The organism is uncultured Ellagibacter sp. (assembly GCF_934617235.1).
Taxonomy (GTDB): Bacteria; Actinomycetota; Coriobacteriia; order Coriobacteriales; family Eggerthellaceae; genus Ellagibacter.
This window is the reverse complement of record NZ_CAKTTZ010000005.1, coordinates 19,674-33,727: the sequence shown is the minus strand read 5'-3', so window position 1 is coordinate 33,727 and position 14,054 is coordinate 19,674. Positions and strand designations below refer to the sequence as shown.

Annotated in this window: 10 protein-coding genes; all 10 read right to left on the bottom strand. The window is 61.1% G+C overall.

Annotation, left to right across the window (positions count from 1 at the left end):
- Positions 1-138: 138 nt before the first annotated feature.
- The 10 genes from Q0G85_RS01840 to Q0G85_RS01795 all read right to left on the bottom strand — a co-directional run bounded on the left by Q0G85_RS01840 (position 139) and on the right by Q0G85_RS01795 (position 13,850).
- Positions 139-1,236 carry an ATP-binding protein gene (locus tag Q0G85_RS01840; protein ID WP_297154179.1) on the bottom strand — a complete coding sequence of 366 codons (1,098 nt, stop codon included), beginning with the start codon at positions 1,234-1,236 and terminating at the stop codon, positions 139-141.
- Between the two features lie 711 nt (positions 1,237-1,947).
- Positions 1,948-3,657 (bottom strand): phospho-sugar mutase, encoded by a 1,710-nt coding sequence (locus tag Q0G85_RS01835; protein ID WP_297154177.1) that lies wholly within the window; start codon positions 3,655-3,657, stop codon positions 1,948-1,950.
- Between the two features lie 93 nt (positions 3,658-3,750).
- Positions 3,751-5,328, bottom strand: a complete 1,578-nt coding sequence (gatB, locus tag Q0G85_RS01830; RefSeq protein WP_297154175.1) for an Asp-tRNA(Asn)/Glu-tRNA(Gln) amidotransferase subunit GatB — start codon at positions 5,326-5,328, stop codon at positions 3,751-3,753.
- A 1-nt stretch (position 5,329) separates the two neighbouring features.
- Positions 5,330-6,820, bottom strand: coding sequence for an Asp-tRNA(Asn)/Glu-tRNA(Gln) amidotransferase subunit GatA (gene gatA, locus Q0G85_RS01825; protein ID WP_297154173.1), 1,491 nt, complete (start codon positions 6,818-6,820; stop codon positions 5,330-5,332).
- Positions 6,820-7,131 carry an Asp-tRNA(Asn)/Glu-tRNA(Gln) amidotransferase subunit GatC gene (gatC, locus tag Q0G85_RS01820; RefSeq protein WP_294378822.1) on the bottom strand — a complete coding sequence of 104 codons (312 nt, stop codon included), beginning with the start codon at positions 7,129-7,131 and terminating at the stop codon, positions 6,820-6,822. Before gatC ends, gatA begins: the two co-directional genes overlap by 1 nt.
- A 251-nt stretch (positions 7,132-7,382) precedes the next feature.
- Complete coding sequence (locus Q0G85_RS01815; protein WP_297154171.1) at positions 7,383-8,714, bottom strand: MFS transporter; 1,332 nt, start codon at positions 8,712-8,714, stop codon at positions 7,383-7,385.
- Positions 8,715-9,155: 441 nt separating this feature from the next.
- Complete coding sequence (gene recQ / locus Q0G85_RS01810; RefSeq protein WP_297154168.1) at positions 9,156-11,090, bottom strand: DNA helicase RecQ; 1,935 nt, start codon at positions 11,088-11,090, stop codon at positions 9,156-9,158.
- 3 nt (positions 11,091-11,093) lie between these two features.
- Positions 11,094-11,675 (bottom strand): hypothetical protein, encoded by a 582-nt coding sequence (locus Q0G85_RS01805; RefSeq protein WP_297154166.1) that lies wholly within the window; start codon positions 11,673-11,675, stop codon positions 11,094-11,096.
- A 269-nt stretch (positions 11,676-11,944) separates the two neighbouring features.
- Positions 11,945-12,958 carry a methyltransferase domain-containing protein gene (locus tag Q0G85_RS01800; RefSeq protein WP_297154164.1) on the bottom strand — a complete coding sequence of 338 codons (1,014 nt, stop codon included), beginning with the start codon at positions 12,956-12,958 and terminating at the stop codon, positions 11,945-11,947.
- 82 nt (positions 12,959-13,040) lie between these two features.
- The gene (locus tag Q0G85_RS01795) at positions 13,041-13,850 is read right to left on the bottom strand and encodes an MIP/aquaporin family protein (protein WP_297154162.1); all 810 of its coding nucleotides are present in this window, start codon (positions 13,848-13,850) and stop codon (positions 13,041-13,043) included.
- Between the last annotated feature and the right edge of the window lie 204 nt (positions 13,851-14,054).

Sequence of the window (14,054 nt, the reverse complement as noted above, 5' to 3'; positions counted from 1 at the left end):
CCGCGCAATGCAAATTTACATAATACTGCAATTTCACGCGAAAGTATGCGACGACGTCAGGTGTTTTGCGACAGCGAATAGGCGCAACGCGCGGATTGTGCGCAAGGCACCTGCGGGCTTTGCTCCTGCGATTCAACCTTAAAAGAGAGGCACTTTCCCCCGCAGAAAGTCTTCGAGGGGAGTATTCCGATCGCCAACAATTATCGGGCTCGCCTTCGGATAGGCTTTGCAGAATGCGCCCATGCCGCTTTTGCTTACGCGCCCGCTTTTCACCTCTATTGCGGTGATATCTCGCGCTCGCCTTAGGACGAAATCAACTTCCAAGTCACCATCGCGCCACCAGTAAAGGTCGAAGCCGTCTATCGCCGAGCGTGCGATAAGGTATGCGCCGACCGCCGTTTCAACGAGATGTCCGTAGAGATCCGGGTCTTCGAGAAGACTCCCTTTTCCGTGCCACATCGAGGTCATGAGCGCGGGGTCGTGAACCATCAACCGTGGTGAAGAGGCTTTTGCTTTTATAGGCTTGTCGTCAAACTTCTGTAGGCCACTTATCATTCCTGCTCCTGACAGAAGGTCGAGGTAGTGCTTGATGGTGTCGGTGTTGCCCTTGTCGTCGAGCTGGCCGAGTATCTTTCGATACGACAGCTCTTGCGCAGAGTATTGCGCTCCGAGCTCGAAAAGCGCGCGCATCAACGCAGGCTTTCTTACGTTTTCCATCTGTAAAACGTCTCGCGAAATCGTCGACTCGACGATGGAGTCTCGCATGTATTCGCGCCAGCGGTCTTCGTCGCTCTTAAGGATCGCGGCACCAGGGTATCCGCCGAATTCGAGATAGTCGGAAAGGTTGTAGCCGAACGCTTCGGACATTTCGGACAGGCTCCAATGCGTTGAACGCAGAAGCTCATATCTTCCTGCCAGCGACTCGGAAAGACCACTGCCGATAAGCAAGCTCGATGAGCCTGATAGAATCACCAAAAGCGGAGCATCGTTCCAGCTATCCTCATCCCACAGCCGCTTGACGGTTTGCGACCACTGGGCGACTTTCTGTATTTCGTCAAGGACGAGTACCGCTTTTGTGCCACGCTCTGCCATGTTTCTCGCTTGGCGCCATTCCAGTTCGATCCAATCGGCTCCTAGCTCGATTGCGCTGTCCGCGCTCGCAACTCGAACAGGCAATCCCGTCGCTTTGACGGCCTGCTTGATTGCCGTGGTTTTGCCGGTCTGCCGAGGCCCCATAACGACTTGGATGAACGAGCGAGGCTCGCGGAGTCGTTCTTCGAGTGTTCGCGATAGCTCTCTCCTGAACATATTCATCCTATCTATCATTTTTGCTAGCTAAATCTAGCAAAAATGATAGCCTTACCTATCAAAAATGAAAAGAGGAGATTCGACTTAGCTTATTGAGGAATATGCCTAAAGTCGAGCGTACGGAGGTGCAGCGCAATCGGTGTTATTCTCCTCGCGCACGGCATGGGCCTCCGAAAATTTTTGAGACGCGGTGCCGGGGAGCGATTCCCCATGCAAGTCTCGCTGAAAACGTCTTGTCGGGGACAAAAAGCGTCGATATGTGAGTCGAAATCTGACGGCGGGGAGGACCCTTCTCTCTTCGCCCTACGTTTGCCCAGGTCGGAATTGATGGAAGAAAGTTAGTAGTAGGAAACTCCTCGCATATCGACAATATTTGTCCACGACGGGCTCGTTTTCGGCGAGATGGGCTGAAGGGAGAGAGCCCGATGGCGTCCCCAAAACGAAGCGATCGCAGGGGCAGCAGCCCTTGTGGCAAGCGTGCTCCGGACTGGGAAGCTCCGCGTCTCCTCTTCACTGCGGCCCCGTGCGAGCAGCTTGTTCTCTGTCGCTGCATAGGGCCGCAGTGAAGCAATTTGCGGCTCCGCGCCTTCCCCGCTTCGGCCCCGTGCGAGCTTGCATCGCGCCTTCCCTGCTGCGGCCTTATGCAAGCAGCTTGCGGCCTGAAGCTTCGATGCTGTCGAGCAGTGCTTCAGCCCCTTCGCGGGTCGTGTCTTTCGCGAACACGTAAAGCTTGATCTTGGGTTCGGTGCCGCTCGGGCGCACGATGGCCTTGTTACCGCCCGCCAGGCGGAATTCGACGACGTTCGCGGGCGGAAGCCCCGTACCCGCATCTTGGTAGTCGACGACGCCCTCTACCATAAGGCCGGCAATCTCGCCCGGCTCCTCCGCGCGCAAGCGCTCCATGATCGCCGCCATAGCAGCTGCCCCCTCGGCACCGGGATACGACACCGAAACGGTACGATTAAGCCAATACCCGTGCTCGGCGTACAGGTCGCGCATCGCATCCGCGAGGTTTTTCCCCTGCAGCTTGTAATCCTGCGCCATCTGGCAGATAAGCAAGCTCGCGTTCACCGCATCCTTGTCGCGCACATGGTCGCCTGAAAGATACCCGTAGCTCTCCTCGAAGCCGAAGATGAAGCGGTCGGCCTGCCCCGCGTCGGCGAGTTCGGTGATGATGTCGCCGATGTACTTGAAGCCGGTCAAGCAACGGCGCAGTTCAAAGCCGTATTTTGCAGCAAGCGCATCGACCATGGCGGACGAAACGATCGTGGTGACGGCCACCTTTTGGGAAAGGTCCTCGCCGCGCTCAGCACGCATGCGGCAGATGTAATCGAGCAGCAGGACACCCATCTCGTTACCGGTGAGCAGCAGGTAGTCCTCGCCATCCTTCACGGCGACGCCCACGCGGTCGGCGTCGGGGTCGGTCGCGAGCAATAGGTCGGGGTGCACGCGCTCGCAAAGTTCGATCCCCTTCTGCATGGCCTCTCGGATCTCAGGGTTGGGATACGGGCAGGTCGGAAAATTCCCGTCGGGCTCGCGCTGTTCGGGCACGACGGTGATGTCGGTGATGCCCGCGCGTTTAAGCACCGTTGTCACGGGAACGAGCCCCGTGCCGTTGAGCGGGGTGTATACAAGCTTCAAGGGCGCTTTCGCGACCTCGTCGGCGCTTAGGTTGCTTACCGATTTCGAAAGAACCGCGTCGAAGTAGCGCTCGAGGACCGCGTCATCAATCCACGTGATGTCGCCCGCCGCAAGAGCCGCATCGAAGTCGACGGACTTCACCTCAGAGAAGATGTCAGTGCCCTCGATCGCAGCTGAGATAGCCGCGGCGGCCTCACTCGTAATCTGGCAACCGTCGGGCCCATAGGCCTTGTAGCCGTTGTAGGCTGCGGGATTGTGGCTCGCCGTGACACACACGCCACCTGAGCAGCCCAAATCGCGCACGGCCCACGAAAGCGTGGGAACTGGGGAAATGCGCGGATACACGTAAGCGTGCACGCCATTTGCCGCAAAGATCGCGGCCGCCGTGCGCACGAAGAGCTCCCCGTTGTTGCGGCTGTCGCGCGCGATGGCGACGCTCGGGTTCTCGAAATGCGCGTTCAGGTAATCGGCGAAACCCTGCGTCGCGCGACCCACCGTGTAGACGTTCATACGGTTCGTGCCGGCGCCGAGCGTCCCACGAAGGCCCGCGGTGCCGAAGGAGAGGTCCTGGAAGAAGGCGTCGGTGAGCGCGGACTCATCCCCCGCCTTTGCCGCCGCCGCCATGCGCGAGAGCTCGGCGGCAAGCTCGGGCTCCGTCACATTTTCTATCCATCGCGCCATTTCGGCATGCATATCGCGCGCGTTCACGTTTGCTCCTTTTAGTACGTGTCTCGCCCGAGGAGAAAGCCCCTGGGCGCGGCGAATCAATGTGTTCTTCTAGAAAGCCCCTGGTCGGAGGCTTTATTCAGCGAGCTTCTTCGCGAGAAGCTGGTTGATGACCTTCGGATTGCCCTGGCCGCGCATCTGTTTCATGCATTGGCCGACGAAAAACCCGATGACTTTGGTGTTGCCGTCTTTGTAGCGCGCGACCTCGTCAGGGTTCGCGGCGATAACCGCCTCGACGACCGCCTCGATCGCGCCGGTGTCGGACACCTGCTTCATACCGCGCTCTTCCACGATGGCCGCAGGATCCTTGTCCTCGTCCATGACGGCTGCGAAAACCTCCTTGGCCTGCTTGGAGGAAATGGTGTCCTCGGCGAGCAGCCTAACGAGTTCGACGGCGCGCGCAGGTGAAAGCGGACTTTCGGTGAGATTGGCGTTCTCGTTTGCGTTTTGCCAGCCAGCGATGTCGTTGATGACCAGGTTGGCGACAGGCTTGGCGAGCTTGTCGGCGTCCTCGCCCGCGACCTCCATGCACTTCTCGAAGAAGTCGGCGGTCTCATCGCCTTCCACCAGTTGACGGGCATCGTAGGACGACAGGCCGAACTGCTCGGCGAAGCGCGCCGCCTTCTGGTCGGGCAGTTCGGGCAGCTTGGCGCGAACGCCCTCGATAAACTCATCGGAGAGGTCGTAAGGTGCCAAATCAGGCTCGGGGAACAGGCGGTAGTCGTCCGCCGTCTCCTTCACGCGCATGACGATGGTGTGCTTCATCGTGGGGTCCCAGTGGCGCGTTTCCTGGTAAATCTGCCCGCCCTCTTCGAGCACTTCCGCCTGGCGGCAAATCTCGTATGCAAGCCCATCGTGGAGGTTTTTGAAGGAGTTCATGTTCTTGAGCTCGGTCTTCACGCCGAGTTTGGTCGAACCGCGGCGGCGCAGGCTGACGTTGCCGTCGCAGCGCATGGAGCCTTCCTCCATCGAGCAGTCGGAGATACCGATGGCAAGGAAGATCTGGCGCAGCTTCTGCATGAACAGGCGCGCCTCCTCGGGCGTGCGCAGGTCGGGCTCGGTGACGAGCTCGATGAGCGGCGTGCCCGCGCGGTTGTAGTCGACAAGGGAATGCGTGGCGCCCGCGATGCGGCCCTCGTCACCGCCGATGTGGATCATCTTGCCCGCGTCTTCTTCCATGTGGATGCGCGTGATACCCACGTGCGCCGTGTAGCCGGTGTCGGTCACGGTGACGTTCTCATAAGTGTCACCAGCGCCAAGGCCCGCGATGTCGGTGCGCTCTTTCGCCGCCGGGCCATCGACGTCGAGGTCGAGATGGCCGCGCATGCAGAATGCCACGGGACCCTGTGTGGTCTGGAAGTTCTTCGCCATGTCGGGGTACATGTAGTTCTTGCGGTAGAACATGGAGTGCTTCTCGATGTCGCAGTTTGTGGCCAGGCCTGCGAGCACGATCGACTCGATGGCTGCCTTGTTCGGCACGGGAAGGGCGCCCGGCAGGCCCAGGCACACGGGGCAGGTGTGCGTGTTGGGCGCGGCGCCGAACTCCAGCTTGCAGCCGCAGAACATCTTCGTGGTAAGGGTGGTGAGCTCGGTGTGGATTTCCAGGCCGATGACCGCTTCCCAATCTTGCAGTACTTGCTCGAGTTTCTTCACGTTACTCCCCTGCCTTTCCGTTCGCGAACGCGGGCGCCACGGGGGCGGTGCCATATTCCTTCTCAAGTGCCATCGCGATGCGGAACATGTTCTCATCCTTGAACTGGGGAGACATCAGCTGAACGCCAATGGGCAGGCCGGTTTCGCGACCGAGTCCGCAAGGCATGCTCATGCCGCCGTTGCCAGCGATGTTGAGCGAGATGGTGAACACGTCGGAGAGATACATCGTCGTCGGGTCGGAAATCTCGCCGAACTTGAATGCCGTGCGCGGGCTTGCGGGCGCCAAGATGACGTCGCATTTCTCGTAGGTGCGCGTGTAGTCTTGCGTGATCAGCGTGCGCACCTGCTGCGCGGGATAGTAGTACTTCTCGTACACGCCCGCGGAAAGCAGATAGCTGCCTAACATGATGCGGCGCTTCGCCTCGGCTCCGAAGCCCTTCGCGCGGCTCGACTCGTATTGGCCGCCCAAATCCTTGTGGCCCTCGTCGCACAGGCCGTAGCGCACCGAGTCGAAGCGAGCCAGGTTGGAGAACGCCTCGCAGGGGCCGAGCACGTAATAGGCGCTGATAGCGGCGTCGACGTGCGGAAGCTCGACCTCGACAAGCTCAGCGCCGGCGGCTTCGAGCTTGGCGGCGGCTTCGAGCGTGCGCTCGCGGACTTCAGCCGTGAGGCCGTCCGCTTCCATGAACTCTTTCACGATGCCTATGCGCATGCCCTCGATACCCTGCTTGCAGGCGGCGCGGAAATCGGCTTTCACCTGCTGCGAGGTGCAGTCAAGCTCGTCGTGGCCGCAGATGGCGTCCATGACCGCCGCCGCGTCCTCCACGCTGCGCGCGAAGGGCCCCACCTGGTCGAGTGAGCTGCCGAAGGCCACCACCCCGTAGCGCGAGACCATGCCGTAGGTGGGCTTCACGCCGACGATGCCGCAGAAACTTGCGGGCTGGCGGATCGATCCGCCCGTGTCAGAACCAAGCGCCACGCAGGTCATGCCCGCAGCGACCGCCGCAGCCGAGCCACCCGAGGAGCCGCCCGGCACGCGTTCCAGATCCCACGGGTTGTGGGTGGGGCCGAAAGCAGAGGACTCGGTGGAGCTGCCGAAGGCGAACTCGTCCATGTTGAGCTTGCCCAAGGGGATGCAACCCGCGTCGATCGCGCGCTGCACGCACGTGGCCGTATAAGGGGACACGTAGTTTTCGAGCATGTGGGAAGCGCAGGTGGTGTGCGTGCCCTCCTGGTTCATGTTGTCCTTGAAGCCGCACGGAATGCCGGCGAGCGGCCCGAGTTCGTCGAAGGTGCCCGCGGCAATCGCAGCGTCGACGCGCTCGGCTGCGGCGAATGCGGCCTCTTCGGTGAGCTCGAGAAACGCGTGGATCTTTTCGTCGGCGGCCTTCACGTGCGCAAGTGCTGCCTCTGCGACCTCGCGTGCCGTGAAGTCGCCCGCGCGCAGGCCTGCCTGAATCTCGGCGATGCCCATGTCGGTGGTGAAGCCCATTAGCGATCGCCCCCTTCGCCCAAGATGGACGGGATGAGAAAGCTGCCGTCCTGTTGCTTGGGTGCGTTTTCCAGCGCGACTTCCTGCGTGAAGCTTTCGCGCTCGACGTCTTCGCGCATGACGTTCGAGAGGCTTCCAATCGGGTGGAAGGTGGGCTTAACGCCGTCGAGGTCGAATTCGGTGATGGGCTTCAAGGTGTCGATGATGTTGTTCAGGTCGGTTGTCATCTGAACAAGCTCATCGTCGGTCAGCCCGATGCGCGCGTAGGTGGCGATATCGCGCACATCGCGTTCGGTAAGATGTTGGGTCATGAAAGCGTCCTTTCGTGCATATCTCCGAAATGATAGCAAAGGACAGCCCCGTTGCGGCTGGCAAGAACGCGAAGTCACCCGTTCTTAACAGCCGCGGCGGTCAAGGGGCGCCTGTCGTCTCGTTTGGCGGGCAGGACGCCTCGTCGAGGGGCGCTGCCCACCGGGGTGCAAGCGGTGAATTACCCGTGCGGTAAGCGGTGGGGCAACGCGGCTGCAACACCCTGCGACTGCGCTGCCCCACTCGGGATTCCCTAGCGCTCGTAGTCCATGTTGCGGCTTTCCTTGAAGAATGCGAGCGCGACGAGCGAGACCACTGCCATGCCGGCGAGGTAGAGGCCCACGGCGCCCAGGCCGAAGTTCATGACGAGCGCGCTTGCGATGGTCGGGGCGAACGCGCCGCCCACGATCGCGGCGAGGTTGTAGGAAAGGCCGGCGCCCGAGTAGCGCACGTTCGCGGGGAACAGTTCGGGCAGATACGACCCGCACGGGCCGAACACCGCGCCCATGCACACGAAGCCGACGCAGAGAAACGCCATGACGCCCGCAACGGTGCCGCTTCCGAGAAGCAGCGGGCTCACCAGGCAGAACATAAGCGTTGCTGCGGTTGCGACCACGAGCACCGGCTTGCGGCCGCGGCGGTCGGCGCACAGGCATCCCACCACGATGAACGCGGCGAAGAAGAACACAGCGATAAGCTCGAAGCCGAGGTACTGCGGCTGAGAGAAGCCGAGCGTGGAGACGCCGTAAGAAAGCGACCAGGTGCCGAGCAGGTAGAACAGCGTGTAGGTGATGCTCACCGCGCAGGTGCCCAAAACGACGCGCTTCCAATGGTGGCGAAGGTCGAGCAGCGGGGTCTTCGAGACGCGGTCCTCGGCGGCCGCCTTCTGGAAGACGGGCGTCTCGGCCATGCGCAGGCGCACGACGAGGCCGACGATGACGAGGAAGATGGAAAGCAAAAACGGGATGCGCCAGCCGAACGCGACCATCTGATCGGTCGTGAGCACGGTGTCGAGCACGAGGTTCACGCCGTAAGCGCAGAAGAATCCGATCGGAGCGCCGAGGTTCGGGAAGCTGCCGTAGAGCGCGCGCTTGCTCTTCGGCGCGTTCTCCGTCGCCACGAGCGCCGCGCCCGACCACTCGCCGGCAAGCCCAACGCCCTGGAACGCGCGGCAGGCGCACAAAAGGACGACTGATGCGGGACCAAGGACGTCATACCCTGGCAAAAGGCCGACGACAAACGTCGCGATGCCCATCATCATAAGTGCTGCGACCAGGGTTTTCTTGCGTCCGAGCTTGTCGCCGAAGTGACCGAACAAAAGCGAGCCGAACGGACGCGCCAGAAACGACACAGCGAAGGTAACGAAGGCGAGCAGCGTCGCTAAGACGGGGTTCGACTTCGCGACGTCGGTGAAGAAGATGAGGCCGAAATAGCTCGCCGCCGCAATGGAATAGCAGTAGTTATCGTAGAACTCGATTGCGGTGCCGACCATCGACGCCGCGACGACCTCCGCCGTCGAGTTCTTCTTTTTCTCCTGAGGCTTTGCCCCGAAGGGCAGAGCGCTCGCCGTTGCCGTGCTTGACATGATCTGCTCGCTCGCTTTCTCTCGCATGTCCTTGATACGCAAATTGCTTGAAAGCGGGCGGCTGTTTGGGAAAACGACGGTAGAAAATCGCAAGGGTGCGAATGATGAGCATCTGCGGAGTAAATAAAAAACCGGAGGCGTTTTCTCAAACAGCCTCCGGCTTCAATGCACCATCAGCTGCCCGATTTGGGTTCGGGCAGCTAACAAACAAGCAACCCGAGCCCTAGATAATCAGGCTCATAATTCGAATGGTATGCATGTTCGTGCTGGTCAACGTATCTCCTTTGTTGGGACATCCCTTGATGCCCGCTTGCTGCGCGCCCCTTTGGCTCGCCAGCGGCATCTATCATCGTCCAACTCGCCCAAGAGTCAATGCATGGACCCTTTTCGTCACAGACCCTTCACTTTTCGAGTGCGGTGAATGCCGAGAGGGCTTGCGGCCTAGCGGTTCTCGAAGGCGGCGATTTCGGCGAGGAACGCCTCCCCGTAGCGCAGAAGCTTCGTCTGCCCCACCCCGTTCACCTCGAGGAATTCGTCCTCGGTCTGCGGAAGGCGGGCGCACATGTCGCGCAGCGCGGCGTCGGAGAAGACCATGTAGGGCGCGCATCCCCGCTCGTTCGCGATTTGCTTGCGCAGCGCGCGCAGGCGCTCGAAAAGCTCGCTGGACCCGCTGTCCGCCGCAGTGCCTGTGCTCCTTGTGCCGCTCGAGCCGAACGCATGCCCGCCGCCTGCGCTAGCCCGCCCGCTCTTCCGTGCCGTGCGCTTCATGAAGAGGGAGAACTCGGGCGCCGCCGCCGCGCGAAAGTTCGGGCCGAACCCCACCTTGGGGAACTTCCCCTCCGAGATGTCGAGGTACCTGCCTGCGACGAGCAGCTCTATCACGTCTTTCACATGCGCTGCGGACGCGTGGGAAAGCGTGCCGTAGGCGTTCGCGCGATCGAGCCCGAACGACAATACCTTCTCGCTTTTTGAGCCGCGCAGCACATCGGCGACCATTCCCTTGCCCCATTCGCCGCGAAGCTCCTGCACGCAGCGCATGATCGCGCGGGCCTCATCCGTCACGTCGACGCGCTCGAATCCGCCTTCGCAGTTGCCGCAGTTGCCACAGCTCACAGAGCCGTCCGCCTCGCTTTCTTCCCCGAAGTAGTGAAGCAGGTACTCGCGCAGGCAGCCGCAGGTCATGCAGTAGCCCTCCATCGCTGCGAGCATGCGCCGGCGCGTCTGGCGCACGGCCTCGGCCTCTTCTGGCGAAAGATCCTCATTGGCCGATTCCTGCTCGATGAAGAAGCGGCAGGTGGAAAGGTCCTTCTCGCTCCAGAAGAGCAGGCACTCCGAGGGCAGACCGTCGCGTCCCGCGCGGCCGGCTTCCTGGTAATACGCCTCGATCGAGGCGGGCATGTTGTGATGGAGCACGTAGCGCACATTCGACTTGTCGATGCCCATGCCAAACGCGTTTGTTGCGACCATGACGGGCGCATCGTCGCAGATGAATGCCTGCTGGTTTGCTGCGCGCTCGGCAGCGGGGAGCCCGGCATGGTAGCGCGTTGCGCGCACGCCTGCCGACACGAGTGCATCGCATACGACCTCGGTGTCCTTCCGGGTCGAGCAGTACACGATGCCCGAATCGCTTGCGTGCTCTAAGGCGTAGGCGGCGATCCTCGCGAGCTTGCGCTTGGGCTCCGCGCGCTCGACAGCGAAATGCAGGTTCGGACGGTCGAACCCGGTGACGATACGGTAGGGGTCGGACAGCCCGAGCAGGCGCACGATGTCATCGCGAACGCGCTCGGTCGCCCTCGCCGTGAGCGCGCAGACGGCGGGGCGCGCCGACAGCTTCGCGATGAAGGCGCCGATTTGCAGATACGAAGGGCGGAAGTCTTGGCCCCACTGCGACACGCAATGGGCCTCATCGACGGCGATGAGCGCTATGCGTGCGTGGCTCGCAAAATCGACGAAGCGCACATCTTCGAGCCGTTCGGGTGCTACATATACGATGTCGAACTCGCCTGCTCGCGCGCGCTCGATCACGCGGCCCTGGGCCGCAGGCGAAAGTGTCGAGTTGAGGTACGCCGCATGCACTCCTGCCTGCACGAGCGCACGGACTTGATCGCCCATAAGCGACACGAGCGGCGAGACGACGATCGCGACCCCGGGCAAGACGATGCTGGGGATTTGGTAGCACAGCGACTTTCCTGCGCCCGTCGGCATGACGGCGAGCGTATCGCGTCCGGCGAGAATCGCCTCGATCACGCTTTTCTGCCCCAGCCTGAAGTCCTCGTAGCCGAAGCAGTCCCTCAGCGCGCGGCGGGCGTCATCGAGCGTCGGCGCCGGCAAGGCGTCGGGGACGCTTGGTGGGGTGTAACCGGTATCCTCGTCCACGGCCTACTCCCCCGTCCGCGTCACTTCGAAGCGCGCGCCGTCGAAAGTGTTGCCCTTCGGGTCTTTCACCCATGTGAGGTAGCTATCGGTCGGCACGATGCGGTACGTGTAGCTCATCTGGTCTTCTCCGTTGTGGAACGTGACGCAGAACTCGACGCCGCCGAACGCGCGATACGCCGCCACGTCAGCCGTCTCGTCGGCGCCCTGCTCGACGGGCACGGCGAAATACACGTATCCCCCGCTTGCGATTTCGCCAAGCTGGTAATTGGCGGTGTCTTCCCAGGAGCCGCTCGATTTCCCCACGCGGACGCCGTCGGTGAGCGACTCGATCGAAATCGAATCGCAGGGACTCGTCTCGCTCATGCCGATGTTGAGGCAGACCACGCGCCCCGCCGTGTCCCCTTGTCGGTACACGCCGCCCAGACTCACCACGCCCGAGACGATGTCGCGCGTATCGCCTGTGCCCGAGGCGTTTTGGAAAAGCTGCAGGTCGCAATCGGAAAGGGCGGGCGCCTTGCATGAGACGAGGGGCAACGCGCAGCACACAAGGCACACTGCGATTGCAAAGTTAACAAGCCGTCTCACGAACCCACCTTCCCGTAAACGAAGTCCATCAAGAAAGGCCCCACAATGGGAGCCTTTGGGCATGATAGCAGGTATTTCCCCGCCCGCGTGTGTTTTGTTTACGGGGTGTAACGGGCGGTCGGTGATCTCCCTGGAGCCAAAGATAGGACGAGCGGAAGACCCCCACATCGCGCTCACCCTACGCCCGAGGATAATCTTAGAGCAGCAAAAGCCCCTTGCAGTTCAGGTGTGAACTGCAAGGGGCTTTCGGAAAACGGGTGGTGAGCCCGCTATTCCTCGACGATGCGCTCGACGTTACCGCATTTGCCGAATGCGCCGTAGTGGTGGCGCAGGTTGCCATCTACCTTGAAGTGGGTCCCATAGCGGGTATCGGCGACCATGCTGCAGGAGTTGCTGCAGACGCTCATCGGCTCATTGGTGAAGAAGCGATGATGGTCGTCCAAATCGAAATAGTCTGGACAGCCCGCGATCTGACCGTCGTAGGTGGCATACTGGCCGTACTGCTCGCAGATATCTTCGATGACCTGGCTTTTAACCGCGCGAACATAGCGTCCTTCGTAGGTGGTGCCCTCGCCTTTCGCCTTCGCCGCCGCCTCGTCGGTCACCTCGACTGCATGGAAGCTCATATGGCGGAAGTCTTCCCAGCCAGCCTTGCGCATAGTGCGGCGGAAATCCTGATCATAGCCAGTTTCGGCCAAAAGACCGCCCGCGATGGCGGGATCGGCCTTCTGCTCGGGATCGAGGCGGCGGTTGCAGAAAACGTCGAACTCATAGAATTCGCCGCCCTCCTTTAGCGCGCGGTAGACCTCCGAGAGCACTTCGAGTTTGAAGGGGCTATGCGATACGGCGCAGTTGGCGATGACGACATCGATCGAGTCGTCGGCGATGCCTGCCGCATAAAGGTCCTCAATGCCCGCGTTCACGAAATGGACGTTCGACTTCGCATAGCCGAACGCTTGGGCGATTTCCTCTTTGACGCCATCGGCCTTCTCAACGCCGTGTGCGCAGCCCTCGATTGCGATGACCTTGCCAGACTCGCCTACAAGCTTCGAGGCGACGAAAGCGTCGCGCCCGTTGCGAGCGCCGAGCACCAGCACGGTGCAGCCCTCAAGCATCGGCGGGAACGGATAGCCCAGAAGCATCTTGTTCTCGCGCATATCCTCGGGGAGAAGCGCGAGCGCCTCGGCCGCCTCGTCGGAAGGAGCAAGCCCCTCGACGGAAATGATGTCGCCCAGTTTCTTCTCTGCGTAATAGTCGCGGATCGTTTGAATGATCTCGTTCATTGCGCGTCCCTTCTCTTGGCGTGTTTACAAAAAGGTCGCAGCGAGTCGCGTAGCTGCTGCGGCCGTGGGCTCGTCGAATGACTTATGCCTCGACTTCGTCGTCGTTCTTCTTGATGTGCATCGGCTTCAAGATGTAGCGGTAAACGAGAGCCGCGACGATGCCGCCAACGAACGGGCCAATAACGTACACGCAGATGGTGTCCATGATGTTGTTGCCAAAGCAGATGGAGCCCCAACCCACGCAGGCAGCCCACAGACGAGGCATGATGTCGCGAGCAGGATTCAGGCCAGCATCGGTCAGCGGGCCGATGACGTTGATGAGCACGGTGATGGTGAGACCGATGAACAGCGGCGCGATAAGCGAGCTCGGCTTGCCCTTGTTCTCATCGGAGGTCAGGCTCAGGATGACAAGGCAGAGAAGGAAGACGCCGAAACCCTCGGCGAAGGCGCCGACCATCATGGGCACGGTGCCGTTCGCGGTGTTCGGGAACACTTCGCACCAGATGGTGGCCGCGCTGCCGATGGAGTTGGTGGACATGGTGAGTCCGTTGTTGGAAAGGTTCTTCGCCACGGAATCGCCGAAGAGGACCCAGAGGGAACCTGCAGCGAGGAAGGCGCCGGCGCACTGGCCGAGCAGGTAGGCGGGAAGGTCGCGAACCTTCATCTTGCCGGCGAGGATCATCGAGATCGAAACCGCCGGGTTGAAGTGCGCATCGGAGAGGTTGCGTGTCACGTAGATGCCGATCGCGATGGCGAGGCCCCATACAAGTCCAACTTGACCTGGGCCGGTAAGCGCGCCGAACAGCGTTGCCACGGCAACAGCGCCGATACCGAGGAAGCACATAAGGAAGGTACCGATGAGCTCACCGGTGAATTGCCTTGCGAATTTCATGAGTTTCTTCTCTTTCGTCTTATTTGAATGCAATCCTGACAGCAACGCCCACTTTGGGCGCAATCCCTCGGGTGCGTATTGTTGAGCAAGTATATGACGAAGTCAAGTATTAGCCAATAAATTAATTAGGCACAAGAAATTATTGCACCTCGTCGAATATATGCTTGACTTTACGTGACTTTTACCAAAACGTCGCTATAATTC